Source organism: Paenisporosarcina sp. P4_E4_2, assembly GCF_056401595.1.
The window spans coordinates 1-22684 of record NZ_JBFUJC010000008.1 but is presented as its reverse complement, the minus strand read 5'-3'; the positions used below and the strand labels follow the sequence as shown (position 1 = coordinate 22684).

Sequence of the window (22684 nt, the reverse complement as noted above, 5' to 3'; positions counted from 1 at the left end):
AAAGGGTATAAGAAATTTTAGATTGGTGGTAAAAACATGAAAAGGCCATTATTGTCCACGTTTTTTTTTATTGGGATGGGTGCGATTTTACTTAGTTTGAATTTAGGTGTATTTAACTTACGAGAGACCCCCTGGAAAACTTTTATTATTCCGGGAATCCTTATTGTGCTTGGATTGATTACTCTGGATAGTTATATCAAAAAAGATCGCCAAGGTATTTCCTTAGTTTGGGGAATGTTTGCCGTTTTGTACGGAATTCTCATTACATTGGGAATTCTGGATTATTTTGAATTTGCATATAGAGACTGCTTGAAATTATGGCCGATTTTATTTGTTGCTTTCGGTGTACATCAACTATTCAAACGGCCTTTACAAGAGAAAAAGAAGAAAATCATTACAATTAATACATCAAAAAATAGTGAAAAGAAGTCTTTTCACAGTCCTGATTGGGAATTAGGGCCTCTACAATTAACAAAAAATGTGGCTGAATATTTTTTTGACTTTTCAAAGGCAATTATTCCGCCTGGCGAGACTCCGATTCAATTAACTGGTTTTGTAGGAGACATCCATATGTTAATCCCTGAACATATCGGTRCTCATATTACGATTAAAGCGAATGTAGGTGAAGTTGAATTATTCGACCAACTGGATAAAGGACTTGGTGCAGACCTCGTTTATGAAACACCAAACTTTGAAACTTCAGAAAAACGTCTGCGAATATTCATTAAGTACAATGTTGTCGATGTTAAAATTCATGGTGTCTAGGAAGGAAGAGTAGGAATGAAGTCATTTCATGTTGAATCCATTAAACAAGGCTGGCGGCTTGCACGTGATGTCTCCATTTTCCTATTCGCTATTCTTCAACTATATGTTTATTTCATTCCGTACACATTTATTACTATAAAAGGTTCTATTGTAGTGCCCATCATCGTTTTTATAGTAATCGCTACGTACGAAATGATCCGGGGATATCGAAGGGACAATCATTTATCAAGTCGCCACCGCGATCTACTGGCCGGTTTTGGCATGTTGCAAAACGGCAAATACCGTACCCGCCTTCCAGTTCAAGGAAATGACGAGCTTGGGTTGCTTGAAGAAGGTTTTAATGAGTTGGCAGAACAAATGAATGTCCAATTAAGAACTTTACAACGTCTAGTGGATCAGAATGTCATGATGATCAAACAAGCTGAACAAGCTGCAATGACGGAAGAACGTCAAAAAATTGCACGTGAATTGCATGATGCTGTCAGTCAGCAATTGTTTGCCTTATCGATGCTGTCCTCTTCTGCAGAGAGAACAGTTCTACAAAATCCTGAAAGAGCTGTATCCATTATTCAGCAAATATCTGTTCTATCCGTTAAAACCCTCAATGAAATGCGAGCTCTATTGCTTCATTTAAGACCAATGGATTTACAAAATAAAACCCTCTTTGTGGCACTTTCAGAGTTACTCGAAGAGTTGGAGACGAGGACTGATGTTACATTCGACCTTCAATTCCCAGAAGAGTCCTGCTTGTCTCAAGGAAGTGAAGAGCATGTGTACAGAATTGTGCAGGAAGTGCTTGCCAATTGTCTTCGTCATGCAGAAGCTACATATGTGAAAATTTTAGCTGAGCTCAGTAGTTCACAATTTGTATTGACCATCAGAGACGACGGCAGRGGGTTTGATTCGGCAAAGAAGAAGCAAACATCATATGGATTGATGACGATACGAGAACGCTGTGAAGAAATAGGCGGAACTGCCCGTTTGCACTCAAAAGAAGGGGAAGGAACGGAGTGGCTTTTCCAGATTCCTTGCCAACCTTTAAAAGGAGGTATGCGTGATGAAACCGATTCGAATTGGCATAACGGATGATCATGAAATGGTCCGACTGGGATTGGTATCTTATTTTATGACAGAACCTGGAATCGAAGTTGTTGGAGAAGCGAGAAGTGGTAAAGAAGGAATCGCCTTAGCTAAAAAACATCTGCCCGATGTGATGCTGATGGACTTGTTAATGGAAGATGGCAATGGAATCGAAGCCACAAAAGAAATCCTGACTTTTCATCCAACATGTAAAATCATGATATTAACGAGCTATTATGATGAAGAACAAGTATTTCCAGCGCTAGAAGCAGGGGCTTTCAGCTATTTATTGAAAACATTGCCGGCCCATAAAATTTCTGAGGCGATTCATGATGCCATTAAAGGGCAGGCGACGATTGCCCCTAAAGTGACTGACTTGATGATGAAAAAGCTGCGTCCTAAAGAGCGGTTTCTTCACGATGATTTAACGGAGCGGGAATTGGATGTATTAAAGTGCCTAGGGGACGGGCTTAGTAACCAGGAAATTGGGGAAAAGTTATTCATTGGCATCAAAACGGTGAAGACTCACGTGAGCAATATTTTAGGGAAGCTTGAATGTGCCGACCGCACTCAAGCGGCTGTTTATGCCAATCGTAATGGGATCTTGCACGGGAAAGAATAAACTGACTTTCACATTGAGGAGTGTCGAATGATGCCTGTTATCATACACATTACTTACATAAAAGCACCGATTGAAGTGTGTTTCAATCTTGCCAGAAGCGTTGAAGCGCATATGCAAACTACCTCTCAAACAAATGAAAGGGCAGTTGATGGCATAATAACAGGATTATTGGAAAAAGGTGATTGTGTCACTTGGGAAGCCACTCATTTTGGAGTGAAACAGAGGTTAACTGCCAAAATTATAGAGATGGTTAGACCCAATTTTTTTATAGATGTTCAAGTTAAAGGAGCTTTTCAATCATTTACACATACGCACGAATTTACGGAAATCCATTACGGAACAATGATGAAAGATACATTTGTCTATCATGCACCATTCGGCATCATTGGGCGCGTGGCAGATAAACTGTTTTTGGAAAAGTACATGCAAGGATTTATTGAATCCCGTTCGAATGAGCTAAAGCATCTGGCAGAATTACGAATGAGGGAAATGAAGTCAGAATAAACCTGTTACAATGGACATTTCAAATTTCGAGGATTGGAAATTTCATATCACCTTTGCCACACCCCATCCATACAATATGGGTATTGATTGAAAGGAGTGTGGCGTGAATGGATGATCAACAACAGTCCGTAGAATTTGTCAGCAATTTTGATCCTTTTGTGTACCAGACGTTAACATCAGCTGTAGGAGGAAAAATTGTTGTTCAATTATCAAATAACAGTGTGGTCACAGGTGTACTTAAAGAGGTTGTGCCCGATCATATCGTAGTAGAAAAAAATGGAACACCATTTTACGTTCGTATCCAACAAATTATTTGGGTGTCTCCAGCTTCTCATAAATAATAATTGAACATATTCACTTACTGGGAGTCATAAACATAAACGGGAAGAGTCGAATTCGTTTAATTATCAAATTTGAGAGAAGGAGATTCCATGTTTAAACGCGTAAATAGGCTGGCAATCGAGTTGCCTGTACCCGAATATGGCGATGCAAACGCTGCCGCAGCCGTTCAAGAACTTTTGGGTGGTAAATTCGGAGAAATGTCGACTTTGAATAACTATATGTATCAGTCATTCAATTTTCGTCAAAAAACGAAATTTAAACCATTTTATGACTTAGTCGCAAGTATTACCGCTGAAGAATTTGGACATGTTGAGCTGGTATCCAATACCATCAATATCTTGAACAAAGGTATTTCCTTTGCAGGTGATCCTGATTTGACACCATTGCAGAATGGTAAAGATTTACGAAATACGTACGCGCTCATAGCAACCGCCCAAACTTCGATGGCAGGGGATTCCATGGGTAATCCATGGCGCGGTGACCATGTGTTTTCTAGCGGAAACTTGGTGCTGGATCTRTTGCATAATTTCTTCTTGGAATGTGGAGCAAGAACCCATAAAATGCGCGTTTATGAAATGACGAGTCACGAAACAGCGAGAGAAATGATTGGATATCTATTAGTACGAGGCGGTACACACGTACTTGCGTATGCGAAAGCAATTGAAATGGCCACTGGTGTTGATTTAACAAGAATGCTTCCAATACCGAATCTGGATAATCGGTCATTTGATCATGCGGTAAAATTTGAAGATCGTGGGTTAGGAAATGTTCTCTTTACATGGAATGATGAAGGGCAGTATAAAGATATCCGCTCTATCTGGAAAGGCGATAATCCGAGTAATGGTCAGCCACTTGTTGTACAAGATGGCATTCCTAAAGGTGGACCAATTCCGGATCTTGACGATTTACCTGAAGAATTCGCGCCAGGAATTGGGCCGGATGAATATCAACAAATTGCCAAACGTTTAATGGCTAACATGTAGGGTTTTAAACGATTTCTCAAGAAAGTTAACTTGCTTGTGGACCGAGTTTGAGCGATAAATTTCTAGTTTGATTGATAAATCCTCTAATTTGAGCGATAAAAATTTCACGAAATTATTATTAAGAAATCCATAGCCATCAAAAAAGCGCCGTTCCCTTGGGAATAGGCGCTTTTCAATATTATTAAGCTTCGTCTGTCTTTTTTGCAGTTTTATAAGTTGTAACATAAGAAGCACTTGAGAAGATATTTGGACGTTTGTCGATGCCTTCATCGGTACCGCGTTTTTCATGTGCCTTGTTATAAGCTTGTGAATTCTGCCAAGCTTCGAATGAGCCTGCACCAGTCCATTCCGTCAAAATGATGTATGTGTCCGAACCGACTGGACGCAATACGCGGATTGCAATAAATCCTGGCTCATTTTCAATAGCACGCGGACGATTTGTGAATCGGTGTTCAAAAATCGGGCGACCTTCTTCCGTTACTGGGATATTGTTGAAAACGAAGTAGCCCTGGTCACTTAATTCACCTGAAGAGTCGATGACTTCATACTTACGCGGTGTTTGAAAAACTGTTTTGCCACTTGTTTCATGAAGTAGCACTGCATTTCCTTGTCCGTGTAGGACGACCATCTTTTCTCCCGCATGTTTTTCCTTTAAAGAATTCATGAATTCAGGTGTACCTGACGTCAAATAAATATTCACTCAAAATCCCTCCATTCTATATGTACATTATAATCTTCCCCAGTTAAAAGTGCTCAAAACAACACTTTGTCAAAAGAGTGTCGTTGAATCAAGACAATTCTATGACAATTGCACTTGAAATCTATACAATAGTGTAGAGAACGTCTATATTTAGAACGAATATAACAAGGACGACCCCAAATATGTAATGTTGAAAGGCAGGAAGGAAATTCATGAGACAGATTAACGACACTTTTTTACGCGCAGCGAGAGGCGAGAAAGTAGATTACACACCTGTATGGTATATGCGTCAAGCAGGACGTTCACAACCGGAATATCGCAAAATTAAAGAAAAATATTCTTTAGAAGAAATCACGCATCAACCAGAACTTTGTGCATACGTCACACGCTTACCGGTTGAAAATTACAATGTGGATGCCGCGATTTTATATAAAGATATCGTGACACCACTTCCAGGAATCGGCGTTGATGTGAAAATCAAATCAGGCGTGGGTCCTGTTATTTCTAATCCGATTCGCACAGTGCAAGATGTAGAAAAACTTGGTGAACTTTCGCCTCAAGATCACATCCCATTTGTTCTTGAAACCATCAAAATTTTGACTGAAGAACAACTGGATGTTCCGTTAATCGGTTTCTCTGGAGCTCCGTTCACACTTGCAAGTTACATGATTGAAGGCGGTCCTTCTAAAAATTACAACAAAACGAAAGCATTCATGGTCTCTGAGCCTCAAGCGTGGTTTGCATTAATGGACAAGCTTGCTGATATGATTATCATTTATACTAAAGCACAAATCGATGCTGGTGCTAAAGCCATTCAAATTTTTGATTCATGGGTTGGCGCATTGAATATTGAAGATTACCGTATTTTCATCAAACCGATAATGACACGAATTTTTACTGCTATTAAAGAACAAGGTGTACCTGTAACGACATTTGGTGTTGGTGCAAGTCATTTAGCAAAAGAGTGGCATGATCTGCCAGTGGACGTAGTAGGTCTAGACTGGCGCTTATCAATCAAAGAAGCTCGAGCAATGGGCTTAACAAAAACGCTTCAAGGAAACTTGGACCCATCTCTTTTGTTGGCAGATTGGTCTGTCATTGAAGAACGTGCTAAAGAAATCATCGATCAAGGAATTGCTCATCCTTCACACATTTTCAATTTAGGACATGGCGTATTCCCTGAAGTAAATCCAGATACATTAAAACGATTGACGTCATTTGTCCATGAATACAGCCGTGCACAAATCAAAGCACATTCATAAGGCTTACAAGTTCGCGCAATGAAATTGAACCTAGCAAAATGAAGATTGTAAATTAATGAACGAGGTGATCAAGTTGACTAAAAAAACAATGGGACTGCTTGTGATGGCTTACGGTACGCCCTATAAAGAAGAAGATTTAGAGCGTTATTATACACATATTCGTCATGGTCGTCCGCCAAGTCCAGAAGCTCTTATCGATTTAAGAGACCGCTATCGTGCAATCGGTGGAATTTCTCCTTTGGCAAAAATTACAGACGACCAAGCGACTGCACTTCGTGACCGTTTGAATGCCGTTCAAGACGAAATTGAATTCAAATTATACATTGGGTTAAAACATATTGAACCGTTTGTTGAAGATGCCGTGGAGCAAATGCATAAAGATGGAATCACAGAAGCGGTTTCCATTGTACTTGCACCTCATTTCTCAACATTCTCGATTAAGTCGTATAACGGACGTGTACAAGAAACTGCTGAAAAATTAGGTAGTCTACAGATCACTTCAGTAGAGAGTTGGTACGATGAACCAAAATTCATTCAGTATTGGTCTGAAAAGGTTTCCGAAACTTTCAATTCGATGTCGGCAGAACAACGTGAAAAAGCTTGTTTAATCGTTTCTGCACACTCATTACCTGAAAAAATTATCGCAAATGGCGATCCATATCCAGATCAATTAAAAGAAACGGCCAACTTAATCGCGCAATCAGCTGCTATTGAAAACTACGAAGTCGGTTGGCAAAGTGCTGGTCAAACGCCAGAACCTTGGATTGGACCAGACGTTCAAGACCTTACTCATGAATTGCACGAACAAAAAGGCTATTCTACATTTGTCTATACGCCAGTAGGGTTTGTCGCAGATCATTTAGAAGTGTTATTCGACAATGATTATGAGTGTAAAGTGGTGACTGATGAAATCGGTGCCAATTACTACCGACCTGAAATGCCTAACACACAACCATTATTTATTGATGCTATGTCCGATGTTGTATTGAAACATTTAGATAAAAAATAAGGAAACTGAAATCGAAAGTGATGATGACTGTGTCTCAAGGAAAACGAAAAGTAGCGATAGTTGGTGGGGGAATTACTGGATTGGCAGCTGCATATTACTTGCAGAAAGAAGCGAAAGAAAAAGGGTATCCTCTTGAAGTAGTTTTGATAGAAGCTTCCCATCGACTCGGAGGGAAAATCCAAACAGTCCGTAAAGATGGATTTGTCATTGAACGGGGACCTGACTCGTTTTTGGCACGTAAAAAAAGCTTTGGCATTTTAGCCGAGGATCTTGGCATCAGTGACCAACTTGTCAGCAATGCAACTGGACAGGCATATATTCTGGTCAATGACGGGCTGCACCCAATTCCTGGAGGGTCTGTCATGGGCATCCCTACACAAATATCGCCTTTCGTCACCTCAGGATTGTTCTCATGGAGTGGGAAATTTCGCGCGGCTGGAGATTTTATTTTACCTAAGTCCTCTGTTAACGGAGATCAGTCGGTTGGACAATTCTTACGTAGACGTTTCGGCGGTGAAGTGGTTGAAAATTTAATTGAACCTTTATTATCAGGCATCTACTCAGGAGACATTGATAAAATGAGCCTTCAGGCTACGTTTCCCCAGTTTTATAAACTGGAACAGGAACATCGAAGTTTGATAATCGGTTCGAAAAAAACGACACCAAAACAGCCGCTTGTTAAGTCAAAAGAAGGTATTTTCCGTACATTCAAAAATGGATTGGAAACTGTTGTGGAAGCAATTGAAGCACAGCTTGAACCAGGTTCAGTTATGAAGGGTGTTCGTGTGGAACGTTTCGAACGAGTTGGGGAACAAGTGAATTTGTTCCTAAACAACGATTCAGAAATGCTTCTCGATCAATTGATTTTTGCAACACCACATCTCGCCGCTCTGCCATTATTTGAAGAGCACGGATTGATGGCTGATTTCGAGGAAATGCCTGCTACTTCAGTGGCGACTGTTGCACTGGCTTTTAAAGAAGAAGCAGTCAAACAAGATAAAGAAGGCACTGGCTTCTTAGTGTCTCGAAACAGTGATTACTCCATCACTGCCTGTACGTGGACACATCGTAAGTGGCCAACAACAACACCAGACGGGCATGTATTGCTTCGAGGATTTGTTGGTCGGGCAGGCGATGAGTCTGCGGTTGAATTATCAGACAGCGAACTTGAAAAAATCGTTCTCTCGGACTTACGCAAAACGATTAACATTGATCAAGAACCTCTATTTTCTGTCGTCACTCGATGGAGAAATGCTTCTCCCCAATATGTGGTAGGGCATAAAGAGCGCGTGGCTAAAGCGAAAAGAGAGATTCAAGAGCGTTTTCCAATGATTAAGCTAGCAGGAAGTTCTTATGAAGGACTTGGACTGCCTGATTGTGTCGATCAAGGGAAAGCCGCTGTCAGTGAAGTTTTGGATGACTTGTTTGTTAAATAAATGAATGTGAAAGGGCAACTCCTCGGAGTTGTCCTTTTGTTTACGTTTATTGTAGAGTTATTATAAAAGATTAGAGTGGTATAAAATACCAATTTTCGCTGCGATAGCTTCGGAGGAATGGTCATGACCAAATAACCTTTGGCCTAAATCTTTTCTACGTAGTTCACGAAAGGGTGCGGATTTCCTCTATAAATAATCAATAGTAAAAGTAAACGGAGCCTTTTGATTAAGCAGAGAGTACAAGGATAATAGTACCTGCTATATTCACAAAAAAGTTATGAAAAACCAAGTGAAACATCGCGATAATACGATAGAATGTCCTGTATTGACTCCTCAAATGATATGCTAGGTTGCCATCCAAGTTTATTGATTGAATTAGGTCTAAGAGGTTTAACTACTTCAAGGTAATTGCCCAATGTTTGAATCTCAAATTCAACAGAAGAATAAAGACGGAGAGCATTTATCAGGTCTTTTAAGTACTTGTATTTTCCAGACGATATAGCATACATTTTGCCAGGAATACCTTTTTGAAATAATGTATCGTACGCCAAAATAGCATCTCTAACATCCAAAAAATCGAGTCTCGCATGTAAGTTAATTACTTTAAGTATTTTTTCGGCATTAGTGAATTCCATTTCAACTACTTTTTTTGCAAGGATTGAGCATTGCCCGTAAGAAATGCCCGGACCGATAAGATTAGAAGGCTTTGCGATAATAACATTCATTCCATAAAGCATTTCCCAGGACTGTGCAATCAATGTTTGAAGAGTTTTTGATAAAGCATAGGGATGGTGAGGAGCGGAGAAGTCGGCAGGATTGAATTCCAGCGAGGATCCAACAACTACAATTCTACAATCAGATTCTTCATTTCGCAGGGCTTCCAATAAATATGCAGTAGAGAAAACATTTGCCTCGAGAGAGCCAAGTGGATCACTCCAGGATGCTTCAACATGGTTCTGACCTGCCAAATGAAGAAGAAAATCGGGTTTTGTTTTTTTGATTAGCATTTTAACTGCCTGTTTATCTGTAAGTTCACATTTTTCATAGGTTATTAAGCGATTTGAAATTTGATTGGTTGCCATTCTCGTTACTGCAATCACATGATAGTTCTCATTCATAAAGTATTGGCATGCGTGTTTCCCCGTAAATCCATTTGCTCCTGTAATTAAAATCCTCGGTTTCCCCAATGGTATAGCATTTAGCGGGAACTGGCTTGATGACTCGTTATTTTGCGTCAAATCCTCCACTCCTATCGGAATGAAAATTGAAAGGACCTAGAAATGTACAGTCAATTAGATTGATAAAAGCATAGGTATCATTCATTCCCTTTTGGATTTTAACGAGAGGATCCCAATATAGCCCTTGATGTGCGTTTTTATTAAAAAGACAACTATGTTTGATATCTACATCCGGAGAAGCAGTATGGAGTGGTTGCATATTAATACCATTAATATCTGCCAGTAACTTTAAAAGCTCATTGATGGAAGATTTTTTCGCCCTACTTACTCCTGACAAAATGAACGCGTCAAATAAATGGGAACTAATAAATCCGGCTTTTCCCGTGACAAGAACTTTCAATTCACAAACATCCTTTTGTTTTTTACATTGTATGTAGTAGGTGACTATGAGTTTAGGCATTCGAATTTTTACATATAGACCTTCACTTATCGTAGGTAACTAATAGAAGATAAGTTTAAGTTTACAGAACACAAATGTATTTTTATTGGGATGGAATTTAAGCAATGGATTGTGAGGAATTGAGTGAATTTGGGTAATGATTTGAGAATTTTTCCCTTTATTTGTTCAACCTTTGTCGTCACGAGTTCCGGTTAGGATTAGAATCATAGGAAGTTAATCCAGATAAAAGTTGATTATAATAGTTGGCTCTAATCTGTTTTGTGTTTTTTCAATTGTTGAAAGTAAGGGCTTTTTTAAAAAAGCTCTTTAAATTGTATTATAGTGTTTAGTAAATCTATCAGAAATTGTAATAGTAGGTGGGAAAACTATGTATCTTATTATGAAATTTATGATTTTCATCATTTTAATCTGGTGTTTTGATTTTCTGTTGAAGATTATGATTTTCCATCCTTTTGGTGCTGATGGCATTATGAGTCTATTCATTCGCTCCATTATTGCAACCATTTTAGCCATTATCAGTTCATACTATATATTAAGAAGGATTAATGATTTATGAACAAATAATGACAGTAATGAATTGCCTATTGTAAAAAACATAAGAATCTATTATGATTATGACTAGATGACCAATATGGTTTTTTAGTCAATTTTATGAGGTGAGGTGAAAGAATTGGATCGCAGACATGAAATTTTAGAAGCAGCAACTAAATCATTTTCTTTATTTGGTTATAAAGCGACCACCATGGATCAAGTGGCGAAGGTTGCAAATGTAGGAAAAGGGACGATTTATACATTTTTTGCAAATAAAGAAGAATTGTTTCATGAAATTGCCTTTACGATGATTAATGAAATGAAGGCAGAAAAAGATGCCATCATTTCGGATCAGTGCTCTTTCCAGAAAAATGCCCATCTCGTATTAATGAAAATGCTGGAATTCCGGGAGCGACACGCTTTACTTGCAAAGTTGATTGCTGAAGAAAAAGATATGAAAACGCCAGTCGTTCAGGCTGTTCTTGTAAAGGTTGAACAAGAAATTGTACGCTATATTGCAGAGCATATCGAGCGGGCGATTGCCAAGAATGAAATAAGAGTAGTTGATGTTGAACTAGTCGCCTATTTAATTTTTAAAGCCTATATGGCCTTTGCTGTTGATTGGCAAAAGACTCATGAGCAAGCGTTGCCGGAAGAAAAAATAGTGGATGTATTTCGTGACACTATATTCCGAAGTCTCATTAAGTGAGACTCTTTTTTTGAAACAAAATGACCGATTGAGAAATTTGGTCAATAAGTATTAGGAGGAAATTAGATGATAAAACAAGAATTTCTAAACATTGTTAAGAACCGTAAATTACTTGTTCCGATCCTAGCGGTTTTATTCATTCCGGTATTGTATGCGGGGATGTTCTTATGGGCGTTTTGGGATCCCTATGAACAGTTAAATGAACTGCCAGTAGCAATAGTTAATGAGGATGCGGGAGCTGAATTGGATGGGGAACGCATAACAGTCGGGAAGGATCTCACGAAGAACCTGGTAGATAGTCAAGAGTTCCATTTTGTGGAAGTGTCAAAAAAACAGGGAGAAGAAGCTCTGAAAAATCAAGACTATTATATGGTAATTGAGATTCCTTCGAATTTTTCTCAACATGCAACGACACTTTTAGATGAGAAACCTGAAAAATTGATGATTGAATACAAACCGAACGAAGGGTTTAATTTCTTATCCGCACAAATTGGTGAGTCAGCAATTGAACAAATTCGTGCAGAAGTAAATAAACCAGTCGTCGCTAGTTACTCTGAAAATCTTTTCGCTTCCATTTCTAAAATGGGCAATGGGTATGGGGAGGCTGCAGACGGAGCTGAGAAATTAACGGCTGGAGCAGATAGTCTTTCTTCTGGAGCGACGGATTTGAAAGGTTACTTGGAACAATTGGCAAGCGGATCGGTACAATTGGCTGATGGGTCAACTGCACTTGCTTCAGGAGCCGTAAAAGCATCAAATGGAGCAACAGAATTAAATGAAGGACTTGGGAAACTTACAGCAGGAGCGGGTCAGTTACAACAAGGTGCTGGTAAAGCAGCAGATGGAGCAGGCCAACTGCAAGATGGAGTTGCGTCTTATACGCAAGGTGTCGCAAAAGTATCAAATGGATTAGCGGCGGCAAATGAAAAAGAACAGCAACTCAATGAAGCGCTAAGCCAACTGCAACAAGGTGCCTCCATGACGAATCAATCTGTTGGAAAATTGGCAGGGGGGTCTACTCAAGTAACAGCTGGTTTAGAGACTTTATCTGAACAAATGGCTCCGATTCTCGCATCCCTTCCAAAAGAGCAACAAACCGCTTTGAAAGGGGCACTTGAGCAACTACAACAAGGAAGTTCACAAGTTTCTCAAGGTTTAGGTGAGTTACAAGTCGGAACAGAACAGCTAAGCGGCGGCATGAGTCAAGCATCATCTGGTGCAGAGAAATTAGCTACAGGTCATCAGGAGCTTGCGAATGGATTGTCTACCTTAACTCAATCTTCCGAAGCATTAAATACAGGGGCTGCATCTTTAGCAACTGGAAGTGACACCCTTTCGACTAAGTTGGGAGATTTGAAAAACGGGTTGGCAAGTGCCTCTACGGGCAGTAATGAACTTTCAAACGGGTTGCAACAACTTGTTCAAGGTTCGAACGAGTTAACTTCAGGTACATCACAAATTGCATCAAAATCTGGAGAACTTGCTGCTGGATCCACTCAGCTTGTTGATGGGACAGCGAAACTAGCTGAAGGTACGTCTTCTTTACAAGAAAAACTTGCAGATGCTTCTACTGTAGCAAGCGCAGTAAATGCTAACGAAGATACGATTGACATGGCTTCTTCTCCTGTTGGCGTAACAAAATCAGCTGTCAATCACGTGCCAAACTATGGAACAGGATTTGCGCCATATTTCTTGTCACTTGGATTGTTTGTGGGAGCATTGCTAATTTCGATCGTTTTCCCTCTGGTACAAACAGCTATCCCACCGACAAGTGGTTTTGCATGGGCAACGAGTAAAATGACCGTTCTCGGTATCGTTGGCGTTGTGCAAGCACTGATTGCGGTAGCAATCCTAATTTTTGGATTAGGATTAGATCCAGAAAATCTTGGATGGTTTATTGCGATTGCCATCATAACAAGTTTCACCTTTTTAGCCATCGTGCAATTGCTCGTCTCAGTTCTTGGTGACAGTGGTAGATTTGTCGCCATAATCATTCTTATTTTGCAACTGGTGACAAGTGCAGGAACGTTCCCGCTCGAAATGATTCCGCAACCATTGCAAATATTTAACCAATGGTTGCCGATGACCTATTCCGTACAAGGATTCAAAGCTGCGATTTCCTCAACGGATATTGACTTTATTCAGTGGAATATCGGAATATTGCTGGCATTCTTTATAGCAGCAGCTGCATGCACGATGACTTATTTCGTCATTTTGTTCAAGCGACGCTATTCAAAAGTACAGGAAGCATAAAAAAACGGCCGTTCAGGAGGTAAATCCTGAACGGCTGTTTTTTTAGGTTAAATAGTATTACATTTATCGCATGTATTACCGTAGCATTCATGCTGTTCTTCGATTTTTTCTCCACATTGGGCACATTGCTTAGGGGGAAGGTTCTTGAAAAACTCTACTACATTCTCAATCATGTCGGTGACCTCCTTTTTCTGTACTAGTACTGTTATCGTATATGGTATTGTATTATAACAGTTAAACGAATGTCAACACAAACGCCTAATATTCCTATATAATATGAATAACATCTAAAAGGAGCGATACCCTCATGTATTTTATTGATAACAAAGGAATTACAGATCCTCGCATAAATTTGGCGATTGAAGAATATGCACTAAAAACAATGGACATAGAAAAGGATTCTTTCTTTCTGTTCTATATCAATGAACCAGCTATTATTATCGGCAAGAACCAGAACACCATTGAAGAAATCGATWCAGATTACGTAGATATTAACGGTATTCACGTAGTACGCAGACTATCTGGTGGCGGAGCTGTTTATCATGATTTGGGTAATTTAAACTTCAGTTTCATCACGAAAGACGATGGGGACAGCTTCAGAAACTTCAAGAAATTTACGCAACCAATTGTGGATGCGCTGAAAGAGATGGGAGTTGATGCAGAACTGTCAGGACGCAATGATATCTTAGCCGAAGGTAGAAAAATTTCTGGAAATGCCCAATTCACAACAAAAGGCCGTATGTTCAGTCATGGTACATTAATGTTCAATACTGAAATTGATGCAGTGGTTTCTGCATTAAAAGTACGCAAGGACAAAATTGAATCAAAAGGAATTAAATCAATTCGCAGTCGAGTGGCAAATATTACCGAGTTTTTGGACAAGCAAATTACAATTGAAGAGTTTCGTGTGAAATTGCTCCACTCAATTTTTGGTGGAGAAGATGTTAAAACAATTGAATTGACTGAAGAGGACTGGGCAAATATCAAAGCCCTATCAAAAAAACGTTATGGAAATTGGGAATGGAATTATGGCAAGTCTCCRGCATTCAATATGTCACATTCAGAAAGATTCCCAACTGGTGGAATTGATGTGAGATTGCAAGTGAAAAACGGAGTCATTGAAGATGCTAATATTTATGGTGATTTCTTCGGAGTAGGCGATGTTGCAGATATCGAGAAGCGAATCATCGGTGTGACTTACGATAAAGCGGCGATTTCTGACGCGCTAGGTGATATGGAAATCTCAACGTACCTCGGCGGAATTACAAAAGAAGAATTCCTTCAGTTGATTTATTAATTTTCATTACGAAAGCCTGACTTCGGTCAGGCTTTTTTTATGGACAAGAGGTAGCAGGATGGTCGTCCAAATCTATTTTGTGCAACCTGGAAGGCTAATCTGTCAACCTGGTCGGCAAAACTATCTACCTAGAAGGCGATTCTGTCTACCTGGAACACCAAACTGTCTACCTGGAATTACGCCATTGTTCCATTCTCTCCTTTCATCGGAATAATCTACATAGAGTAGCACTTCGAGCCGTTCTTAAGTACAATTAAGAAAAAGATATTAAGGGGGAGGTCAAGATGTCGACACATCGCATTTATATCGTTGAAGATGATCGGAAAATCGCCTCGCTGCTTGCCGATACGTTACGTAAATATCATTATGAAGTGCAAACGGTTCAAGACTTTGAACTGATTTTAGAAGAATTCGAAGCGTTCGATCCGCACCTCATTTTGCTTGACATTAATTTACCTTCTTATGATGGWTACTATTGGTGTCGTCAGTTCCGCATGAAGACGACGTGCCCGATTATTTTTATCTCAGCACGTTCTGGTGACATGGACCAAGTGTTTGCGCTTGAAAATGGTGGGGATGATTTCATCACGAAACCTTTCCACTATGAAATCGTCCTAGCCAAAATAAGAAGTCATTTACGAAGAACTTACGGTGAATATGCAGCGAAACAAGAAGAACGAACGATAAAAACGGGCAAACTCTGTTTATATTTGGAGCGCATGGAACTTCATACTTCTTCGCAAGAAATTCCACTGCAAAAACGTGAGTGTACAATACTTGAGCTATTAATGACCCAGGCACCAAAAGTGGTCACTCGTGAGCAATTACTGGAAGAACTTTGGGACGACCAAGCGTTTGTCGATGAGAACACATTGAACGTTAATATGACGCGTGTAAGGAAGAAATTACAGGACTACGGAATCACCTCAACTATTGAAACGGTAAGAGGGGCTGGGTACCGTTTCATATTAAGTGCGGAGGAGTCGTCATGAATTTCCGGCTGTTTGTGAAAGAACATGCTGCTTACTTGATTTTTCAATTGATTATGGTGCTCTTTATTATGTTGCTGTATTGGTTGGATGGATTTCGCAATGTCGATACGGCTATTTATTCAGTTGTCATCAGCACGTTACTGATTTTATCGTTTTTATTTGGTCGGTTCGTGAAGCGATACGCATTTTATCAAAAAGTATTGTCTCCACCCAAGCACATGGAAGAGGCTTTGCAGCGTGATGGGAAATCACCTGAACAACAACAAATAGAAGCGTATTTACAGGGCTTGTATAGACTGTACCAAAATGAAGTTCAGGCACTCTACGCCAACCAGCATCGCCATCTTCAATTCATGAATCAATGGGTGCATCAAATGAAAACACCTCTATCTGTCGTGGAATTGCTATTGCAAGAAGATGGCAATGTCGATAAGAAAAGTATGCAGGAAGAGATTGACCGCTTGAAGCGCGGACTTGATTCTGTCTTGATGAATGCTCGCTTGGATACGTTTGAACAGGATATGCAAATTGAACAAGTACATCTAAAGACATTGGTGTCGGAAGTAGTGTCGGAAAATAAACGCTTGTTCATTACACATCATGTGTATCCAGTGATTGCGATTGATGATGAATTTATCGTGCCAACAGATGAGAAATGGATGAAATTTGTGATCGGTCAGTTTATCACGAATGCCGTAAAATACACGTTTGAAGAAGGCAAGAAAGTAAATGTTCAAGCAACCTGTCAACAAGGACAAGTTCTCCTTTCTGTTCAAGATGAAGGAATCGGTATTCCTGCGACCGATCTTCCCCGCGTCTTGAAAGCTTTTTTTACGGGGGAAAATGGTCGGAAAACAGGAGAAAGTACAGGAATGGGCTTATATTTAGCTAATGAAATTTGTGGGAAACTCGGTCATGAAATGAGTGTAATGTCTGAGCAGGGCAAAGGCACGACAGTATCGGTTTTATTCCATAAACATGAAGCTGCAAAGCGAGGTGTAACAGAAGATGAGCATATTGAAAATGGACGAAGTGACGAAAGTGTACGAGGGGAAAGTGACGCATCGTGCAATTAACCAAATAAGTTTTGAAGTGGGAAAAGGTGAATTTGTTGCTGTCATGGGCCCGTCAGGTAGCGGGAAAACGACCCTGCTCAATCTAATTTCAACGATTGATACGGCAACTTCAGGTACCCTAACGATTGATGGGCTACGTCCAGATGAAATGTCAAAAACCGAGCTAGCTCTTTTTCGTCGGAGACAGCTCGGTTTTGTCTTTCAGGATTTTAATTTATTGCAAATGCTGACAGTGGAAGAAAACTTGGTTCTCCCATTAACACTGGATGGACTTCCACTAGATGAAATGAAGCGACGTATAGAAGATTTGGCGAAGAAATTGAACTTGGAACAAATACTTGAAAAACGACCGAATGAAATTTCTGGAGGACAAGCACAACGGACTGCGATTGGGCGGGCGCTCATTCATCATCCCGCCTTTATTTTAGCCGATGAGCCAACCGGGAACTTGGATTCTAAWGCTTCTCGTGATGTGCTAGAACTATTGGCAAAGGTAAATCAGGAACAAAAAACAACGATACTCATGGTCACACATGATCCAATTGCCGCAAGTTACTGTGACCGTGTCATTTTCATAAAAGACGGTGAGTTTTTTAATGAAATTTATAGCGATAATCGCAGGCAAACCTTTTTCCAACGTATTTTGAACGTGCTGTCTTTGCTAGGAGGCAATGTCAATGACCTTTCGACAATTCGCCTATCGTAATGTCATTCGAAATCGTCGAATATATGCCGCTTTTTTTATGGCGAGTATGTTTTCAGTCATGGTCTTTTTCATGTATTCCATGTTACTATTTCATCCGAAAATCGAAGATGAATTTTTAAGGGAATTTGCGGCCTCAGGGATGATTGTAGCGGAAATAATATTGTACATATTTACGCTGTTTTTCCTATTCTATTCCATGAGCGCTTTTTTACAGGCCCGTTCCAAAGAGTTCGGGTTGCTACTTCAACTCGGTATGGAGAAGAAGCAATTGAATAAATTGATTTTCCTAGAAACGATGTTGATTGGTGCTGTATCTGTAGCAACCGGGATCTTTTTTGGGTATGCCTTTTCCAAATTCTTTTTTATGATTGTGCGCGAATTGCTTCAATTGGAAAGTTTACCTTTATATGTATCAATTAAGCCCTTTGCCTTGACAATTGGGGCATTTTTCAGTCTTTTCGTCATCATTGCGATGACGAGCGTCGTGTTCATACGAGAGCAAAAAATAATCGAACTGATACGTGGTTACTGGAAGAACGATGAACTACAAAGTTACTCGACAGTGAAAGCAATTCTAGGCATTGCCATGTTATTGTTTGCGTACGGAGCGGCCGCGTTTACATCGATGAATGTGGTACTGGCTTTGGCCATTGTTTTACCACCTCTTGCTGCACTAGGTACGTATTTCTTCTTTACACATAGTGTGTTATTTTTGCTTCATCAAGTACGCAAACGCAAGTCTCTTTACTGGCATCCGTATCGCATGATCGCCGTTTCGGAAGTGGCTGTAAAGCTCCGTGAAAATGCACGTATGTATTTTATCGTCACCATCGTTTCGACTGTTGCTTTTTTATCAGTTGGAACATTAACATCTCTGTCTTCCTATACAGGGCAGTTTCGTGAAATAAACCCGCTTTCGCTAATCTATTCGAGTGAAATGAATAATCCATATGAATCAGACCACATTTCATTATTGCGTAAGGAATTGGAAGAGCAGGGGTTATCCTACACGCTTGTGCCGTTCTTAATTAAACAGCAAACTTCATCCTTTTCACGGAACTCGGTGGATATTTTAAGAGAGTCGGATGTCAATAGTTTAGCACTAGCACTCGGTTCGCCACTCATTGAATTGGCTCCTGGAGAAGCCATGTTTATTCCGTATTCTGAGGAATCAATCGGCAATTTAAAAGGTAAAGAAATTCAGACTGTATTGGAAGAAAGCAATGTCCCGATTAAAATCCATGGTGTGTATCCGAAGATGTTATTTCCCTCAATGATTATAGGATCAAACATTGTGGTAGTAGACGACATAGACTATCGATTGATAGACGAACCGTTTGCAGGAAGAACAATGCTTGACTCATCGTATAAATTTTTTGCTTTCCATGTAGCCGAATGGGAACGTACAAAATCAATCGGATTAGATATAGACTCCCAAGTGACGAACGCAATTTATGATGGAGGTTTTACCACTCTGCCATTTTACTTTGAAAATCCAGGATTGAACTACAGTGTTATACGGGCAACATTTTCGTTGTTATTGTTTACAGGGTTAATGGTTGCAGCCGTTTTGTTATTGGCAGCCGGAAGTTTTGTTTACTTTAAACTGTATACGGGACTGGAGCGGGACAAACGACAATTTGATGTGTTGAAAAGGATGGGCTTGACCGAACCGGAAATCATCAAAATCGTCAATCGTCAACTGGTTCCTCAGTTTTTCCTCCCCTGGGGGATTGCGATGTTACACAGTGCATTTTCATTTTTGTCACTGCAAGTCATTTGGAGGAACTTGGCGGAAGTATCCATTTTGAGTGAAATGATTTTAGTATTGATTGGTTTCACATTAATTCCACTATTCGTTTGCGACGAAGCTAGCGAAGCGATGCAGGAGCATAATCATTGCGACGAGTAACTGCAGGAGCATAATGTTTCCAACGTACTTTCATGTTTCGAAGCTAGCGAAGCGATGCAGGAGCATAATGTTTCCGACGAGTAACCGCAGGAGCACCGTGAAAGTTCACGGTGCTTATTGTATTGACTGAACATTTCTTATATAATGAATATATTGAATAATGAGTGAGTATTCATTCAATACAAAGGGGATAGTCAGATGAATTTAGTATCTCGGGTTCGTGAAACGGCTTTGCAACAACCATCTAAAACGGCTTATCATTTTATGGGGAAAGATACATCCTATGCAGAATTCGGTCAATCGATAGCTTGTTTTGCTTCAGCTTTGCGTGAACAAGGTGTGGAAAAAGGGGACCACGTCGCATTATTGCTCGGCAATACACCACACTTCTTGATTTCTCTTTACGCAACGATGCGTTTGGGAGCTACAGTAATACCAATCAATCCAATCTATACACCTGATGAGATTTCCTACATCCTTCAAGATAGTGACGCGAGAGTAGTAATAGCACTTGATATGCTTTTGCCATTTGTTGTGAAAGCCGCAGAAGCATTTCCGTCCGTCCATACATATGTAATTTGTGAAACTTCTCCAGATACGGAAGAGAAGCTGGCTGCTCTTCCTAAAGGGCTCAGCGGAAAAGTGAAATCTTTTACACAACTAGTCATCTCTGCTTCACCTGAAGTTTTACCTGTTGATATTGACCAGAATGACAATGCCGTTATTTTATATACATCAGGAACGACGGGTCGTCCTAAAGGGGCTATGTTAACGCACGGAAACTTGTATTCAAATGCACGTGATTCAGCTGACTATTTAGGCTTTTCCTCATCAGATAAAGTGCTCGCAACTTTACCTGTATTTCACGTATTTGCACTGACAGTTGTCGTGAATGCGCCACTATTAAAAGGTGCTACGATTTTACTAGTGCCTCGCTTTAACCCGCAAGATGTTTTTGAATTAGCGAGGGAAAAGCAAGCAACTGTCTTTGCAGGGGTTCCGACAATGTACAATTTCCTGTATCAATTCCCGCAGGCAAATGTCGAAGACTTCTCAACGATTCGTTTGGCGATTTCAGGAGGTTCTTCTTTACCTGTTGCCTTGCTGCATAACTTTGAAGATAAGTTCAATGTGCAAATTTCGGAAGGATACGGTTTGTCAGAAGCTTCACCCGTTACTTGCTTCAATCCATTAGATCGTAATCGTAAAGTAGGCTCAATTGGGACTTCAATTAGCAACGTTGAAAATCGGGTTGTGAATGAACTTGGCGAAGATGTAGGGGTTGGTGAAGTTGGCGAACTGATTGTCCGTGGACCAAACGTGATGAAAGGCTACTACAAAATGCCAGAAGAGACTGCCGCTACAATCCGTGATGGGTGGTTGTACACAGGTGATTTAGCGAGAATTGATGAAGATGGATATTTCTATATTGTGGACCGCAAGAAAGATTTAGTCATTGTTGGGGGCTACAATGTTTACCCACGAGAAGTGGAAGAAGTATTATTTGCTCACCCGGGTGTCGTGGAAGCAGCCGTGATTGGTCTACCGGATGCCAACTTCGGAGAGACTGTCCATGCTTATGTGGTAGTGAAAGACGAAAGTCTCGACAGTGTAGCTCTGTCCAGCTATTGCGGAGAACATTTAGCAAAATATAAAATTCCACGTAGTTTTGAGTTTCTGACAGAATTACCGAAAAACACGACGGGTAAAATTTTACGTCGTTCTTTAAGAGATCAGGCACTTGCTAAATAATTAAGCAAAACGAAAAGAAACGATTCCATCAATGGGGAATCGTTTCTTTTTCTATTTACAGCATTTTCTCCAAAGCCATGGTTGCTTCCACAGCTGTTTTTTCATCAACTGATATTTGGTTGATGATGCGACCTTCCAAGAGTTCCTCCAAAGCCCACGTTAAATGGGGCAAGTCAATGCGATTCATCGTCAGGCARGGGCACATAAAGGGATTCAAGGACACGATATCACGGTCAGGATAGGTAGCGATTAAGCGGTTCACTAAATTCATTTCCGTACCAATTGCCCATTTCGAACCTACTTCAGACGCCTCAATCATATCAATGATGTATTTTGTGGAACCAGCATAATCAGATGCGGCAACCACTTCATACGTGCACTCAGGATGGACTAAAATTTTGCGGTCCGGCTCTTTTTCTCTTAAATTTGCCACGTGTTTAGGCAAGAAATTCATGTGCACCGAGCAATGTCCTTTCCATAGAATTACTCGAACGTCTTCTAAAGCACATTGCAATTCCAGCCGGTTTTTAATCGGATCCCAAATTGCCATCGTTTCCAAAGGAATGCCAAGTTTCACGGCAGTGTTGCGTCCTAAATGCTGATCAGGTAAAAATAGCATGCGCTCTTTCTGGGAAAGTGCCCATTCCACCATTTCTTCTGCGTTAGAGGAAGTTACCGTCGCACCACCATTGCGACCGACAAATGCTTTAATCGCTGCAGTAGAATTGACGTACGTCAAAGGAACAATTGTATCACCGAAGCATTTTTGTAATTCAATCCAGGCACGTTCTGTTTGATCAATGTTCGCCATATCCGCCATTGAACAACCTGCTCTCATATCAGGCAAAATCACTGCTTGGTTTGGAGTAGTTAATATATCCGCGGTTTCCGCCATGAAATGGACGCCGCAAAAGATAATATAATCGGCCGTTTGTTTGGCTGCAATTTGCGATAACTGAAGCGAGTCGCCAATCACGTCTGCGAAGGCAATGACTTCATCTTTTTGGTAATGGTGCCCCAAAATGTACAACCTTTCACCCAATAACTTCTTAGCCTTCAATGCTCGTTCATGTAGTTCTTTTGCAGGCGTGTTCAAGTAATGGGCAGGTATTGGA

Annotated in this window: 23 protein-coding genes; 18 read left to right on the top strand and 5 right to left on the bottom strand. The window is 40.2% G+C overall.

Annotated elements, in window-relative coordinates:
• The first annotated feature begins 36 nt into the window (after positions 1-36).
• The 6 genes from liaF (at position 37) to AC1DSB_RS02300 (ending at position 4296) form a co-directional block, all read left to right on the top strand.
• Positions 37-765: a cell wall-active antibiotics response protein LiaF gene (gene liaF / locus AC1DSB_RS02325; protein WP_477585666.1), complete on the top strand. Its 729-nt coding sequence runs from the start codon at positions 37-39 to the stop codon at positions 763-765.
• A 15-nt stretch (positions 766-780) separates the two neighbouring features.
• Positions 781-1854: a HAMP domain-containing sensor histidine kinase gene (locus AC1DSB_RS02320; protein ID WP_477532144.1), complete on the top strand. Its 1074-nt coding sequence runs from the start codon at positions 781-783 to the stop codon at positions 1852-1854.
• On the top strand, positions 1823-2467 hold the full coding sequence (locus AC1DSB_RS02315) for a response regulator (RefSeq protein ID WP_016429154.1): 645 nt from the start codon (positions 1823-1825) through the stop codon (positions 2465-2467). The genes AC1DSB_RS02320 and AC1DSB_RS02315 overlap by 32 nt, the downstream gene beginning before the upstream one ends.
• 30 nt (positions 2468-2497) lie before the next feature.
• Positions 2498-2971, top strand: coding sequence for an SRPBCC family protein (locus tag AC1DSB_RS02310; RefSeq protein ID WP_477585664.1), 474 nt, complete (start codon positions 2498-2500; stop codon positions 2969-2971).
• Between the two features lie 107 nt (positions 2972-3078).
• Positions 3079-3312 carry a DUF2642 domain-containing protein gene (locus AC1DSB_RS02305; RefSeq protein WP_016429152.1) on the top strand — a complete coding sequence of 78 codons (234 nt, stop codon included), beginning with the start codon at positions 3079-3081 and terminating at the stop codon, positions 3310-3312.
• A 90-nt stretch (positions 3313-3402) separates the two neighbouring features.
• A complete protein-coding gene (locus AC1DSB_RS02300) occupies positions 3403-4296 on the top strand; it encodes a manganese catalase family protein (protein WP_016429151.1) in 894 nt (297 codons plus the stop codon).
• Positions 4297-4477: 181 nt separating this feature from the next.
• Here the strand turns inward: AC1DSB_RS02300 and AC1DSB_RS02295 are convergent, their stop codons facing one another.
• Positions 4478-4996 carry an antibiotic biosynthesis monooxygenase family protein gene (locus tag AC1DSB_RS02295; protein ID WP_342543078.1) on the bottom strand — a complete coding sequence of 173 codons (519 nt, stop codon included), beginning with the start codon at positions 4994-4996 and terminating at the stop codon, positions 4478-4480.
• Positions 4997-5208: 212 nt separating this feature from the next.
• Between AC1DSB_RS02295 and hemE the strand changes: the two genes are divergently transcribed.
• The 3 genes from hemE (at position 5209) to hemY (ending at position 8703) form a co-directional block, all read left to right on the top strand.
• Positions 5209-6258, top strand: a complete 1050-nt coding sequence (gene hemE, locus AC1DSB_RS02290; RefSeq protein ID WP_477532114.1) for a uroporphyrinogen decarboxylase — start codon at positions 5209-5211, stop codon at positions 6256-6258.
• A 73-nt stretch (positions 6259-6331) separates the two neighbouring features.
• The gene (hemH, locus tag AC1DSB_RS02285) at positions 6332-7267 is read left to right on the top strand and encodes a ferrochelatase (protein ID WP_477532113.1); all 936 of its coding nucleotides are present in this window, start codon (positions 6332-6334) and stop codon (positions 7265-7267) included.
• Between the two features lie 23 nt (positions 7268-7290).
• On the top strand, positions 7291-8703 hold the full coding sequence (gene hemY / locus AC1DSB_RS02280; protein ID WP_477532115.1) for a protoporphyrinogen oxidase: 1413 nt from the start codon (positions 7291-7293) through the stop codon (positions 8701-8703).
• A 275-nt stretch (positions 8704-8978) separates the two neighbouring features.
• Here hemY and AC1DSB_RS02275 read toward each other — a convergent pair whose 3' ends face one another.
• Complete coding sequence (locus AC1DSB_RS02275; protein WP_477585662.1) at positions 8979-9950, bottom strand: NAD-dependent epimerase/dehydratase family protein; 972 nt, start codon at positions 9948-9950, stop codon at positions 8979-8981.
• Positions 9928-10281 (bottom strand): hypothetical protein, encoded by a 354-nt coding sequence (locus tag AC1DSB_RS02270; RefSeq protein WP_477532111.1) that lies wholly within the window; start codon positions 10279-10281, stop codon positions 9928-9930. The genes AC1DSB_RS02275 and AC1DSB_RS02270 overlap by 23 nt, the downstream gene beginning before the upstream one ends.
• Positions 10282-10708: 427 nt before the next feature.
• Here AC1DSB_RS02270 and AC1DSB_RS02265 point away from each other — a divergent pair, with 427 nt between their 5' ends.
• The 3 genes from AC1DSB_RS02265 (at position 10709) to AC1DSB_RS02255 (ending at position 13834) form a co-directional block, all read left to right on the top strand.
• A complete protein-coding gene (locus tag AC1DSB_RS02265) occupies positions 10709-10897 on the top strand; it encodes a hypothetical protein (protein ID WP_016429144.1) in 189 nt (62 codons plus the stop codon).
• Between the two features lie 114 nt (positions 10898-11011).
• Positions 11012-11581 carry a TetR/AcrR family transcriptional regulator gene (locus AC1DSB_RS02260; protein WP_016429143.1) on the top strand — a complete coding sequence of 190 codons (570 nt, stop codon included), beginning with the start codon at positions 11012-11014 and terminating at the stop codon, positions 11579-11581.
• A 66-nt stretch (positions 11582-11647) separates the two neighbouring features.
• Positions 11648-13834 (top strand): YhgE/Pip family protein, encoded by a 2187-nt coding sequence (locus tag AC1DSB_RS02255; RefSeq protein WP_477585660.1) that lies wholly within the window; start codon positions 11648-11650, stop codon positions 13832-13834.
• Positions 13835-13881: 47 nt separating this feature from the next.
• On the opposite strand, the gene yhfH is transcribed toward AC1DSB_RS02255, so the two are convergent.
• Positions 13882-14007: a protein YhfH gene (gene yhfH, locus AC1DSB_RS02250; protein ID WP_016429141.1), complete on the bottom strand. Its 126-nt coding sequence runs from the start codon at positions 14005-14007 to the stop codon at positions 13882-13884.
• 134 nt (positions 14008-14141) lie between these two features.
• Between yhfH and AC1DSB_RS02245 the strand changes: the two genes are divergently transcribed.
• The 6 genes from AC1DSB_RS02245 to AC1DSB_RS02220 all read left to right on the top strand — a co-directional run bounded on the left by AC1DSB_RS02245 (position 14142) and on the right by AC1DSB_RS02220 (position 21569).
• Positions 14142-15131 carry a lipoate--protein ligase gene (locus AC1DSB_RS02245; RefSeq protein ID WP_477585658.1) on the top strand — a complete coding sequence of 330 codons (990 nt, stop codon included), beginning with the start codon at positions 14142-14144 and terminating at the stop codon, positions 15129-15131.
• 284 nt (positions 15132-15415) lie between these two features.
• Positions 15416-16123: a response regulator transcription factor gene (locus AC1DSB_RS02240; protein ID WP_477532108.1), complete on the top strand. Its 708-nt coding sequence runs from the start codon at positions 15416-15418 to the stop codon at positions 16121-16123.
• A complete protein-coding gene (locus AC1DSB_RS02235; protein WP_016429138.1) occupies positions 16120-17199 on the top strand; it encodes a sensor histidine kinase in 1080 nt (359 codons plus the stop codon). Before AC1DSB_RS02240 ends, AC1DSB_RS02235 begins: the two co-directional genes overlap by 4 nt.
• Positions 17132-17905, top strand: a complete 774-nt coding sequence (locus tag AC1DSB_RS02230; RefSeq protein ID WP_477585655.1) for an ABC transporter ATP-binding protein — start codon at positions 17132-17134, stop codon at positions 17903-17905. The genes AC1DSB_RS02235 and AC1DSB_RS02230 overlap by 68 nt, the downstream gene beginning before the upstream one ends.
• Positions 17877-19817: an FtsX-like permease family protein gene (locus AC1DSB_RS02225; RefSeq protein ID WP_477585653.1), complete on the top strand. Its 1941-nt coding sequence runs from the start codon at positions 17877-17879 to the stop codon at positions 19815-19817. The genes AC1DSB_RS02230 and AC1DSB_RS02225 overlap by 29 nt, the downstream gene beginning before the upstream one ends.
• 198 nt (positions 19818-20015) lie before the next feature.
• Positions 20016-21569 carry a fatty acid--CoA ligase family protein gene (locus AC1DSB_RS02220; RefSeq protein WP_477585651.1) on the top strand — a complete coding sequence of 518 codons (1554 nt, stop codon included), beginning with the start codon at positions 20016-20018 and terminating at the stop codon, positions 21567-21569.
• Positions 21570-21624: 55 nt separating this feature from the next.
• Here the strand turns inward: AC1DSB_RS02220 and nadA are convergent, their stop codons facing one another.
• Positions 21625-22680 (bottom strand): quinolinate synthase NadA, encoded by a 1056-nt coding sequence (gene nadA / locus AC1DSB_RS02215; RefSeq protein WP_477585670.1) that lies wholly within the window; start codon positions 22678-22680, stop codon positions 21625-21627.
• Positions 22681-22684 lie beyond the last annotated feature (4 nt).

What these genes read in the sequence shown, in the direction of transcription:
- AC1DSB_RS02255 (WP_477585660.1), top strand. Translation starts at nt 11,648, where the DNA reads ATGATAAAACAAGAATTTCTAAACATTGTTAAGAACCGTAAATTACTT.
- AC1DSB_RS02310 (WP_477585664.1), top strand. Translation starts at nt 2,498, where the DNA reads ATGCCTGTTATCATACACATTACTTACATAAAAGCACCGATTGAAGTG.
- hemE (WP_477532114.1), top strand. Translation starts at nt 5,209, where the DNA reads ATGAGACAGATTAACGACACTTTTTTACGCGCAGCGAGAGGCGAGAAA.
- AC1DSB_RS02235 (WP_016429138.1), top strand. Translation starts at nt 16,120, where the DNA reads ATGAATTTCCGGCTGTTTGTGAAAGAACATGCTGCTTACTTGATTTTT.
- yhfH (WP_016429141.1), bottom strand. Translation starts at nt 14,007, where the DNA reads ATGATTGAGAATGTAGTAGAGTTTTTCAAGAACCTTCCCCCTAAGCAA.
- AC1DSB_RS02220 (WP_477585651.1), top strand. Translation starts at nt 20,016, where the DNA reads ATGAATTTAGTATCTCGGGTTCGTGAAACGGCTTTGCAACAACCATCT.
- hemY (WP_477532115.1), top strand. Translation starts at nt 7,291, where the DNA reads ATGACTGTGTCTCAAGGAAAACGAAAAGTAGCGATAGTTGGTGGGGGA.
- AC1DSB_RS02305 (WP_016429152.1), top strand. Translation starts at nt 3,079, where the DNA reads ATGGATGATCAACAACAGTCCGTAGAATTTGTCAGCAATTTTGATCCT.
- AC1DSB_RS02315 (WP_016429154.1), top strand. Translation starts at nt 1,823, where the DNA reads ATGAAACCGATTCGAATTGGCATAACGGATGATCATGAAATGGTCCGA.
- AC1DSB_RS02265 (WP_016429144.1), top strand. Translation starts at nt 10,709, where the DNA reads ATGTATCTTATTATGAAATTTATGATTTTCATCATTTTAATCTGGTGT.
- AC1DSB_RS02225 (WP_477585653.1), top strand. Translation starts at nt 17,877, where the DNA reads ATGACCTTTCGACAATTCGCCTATCGTAATGTCATTCGAAATCGTCGA.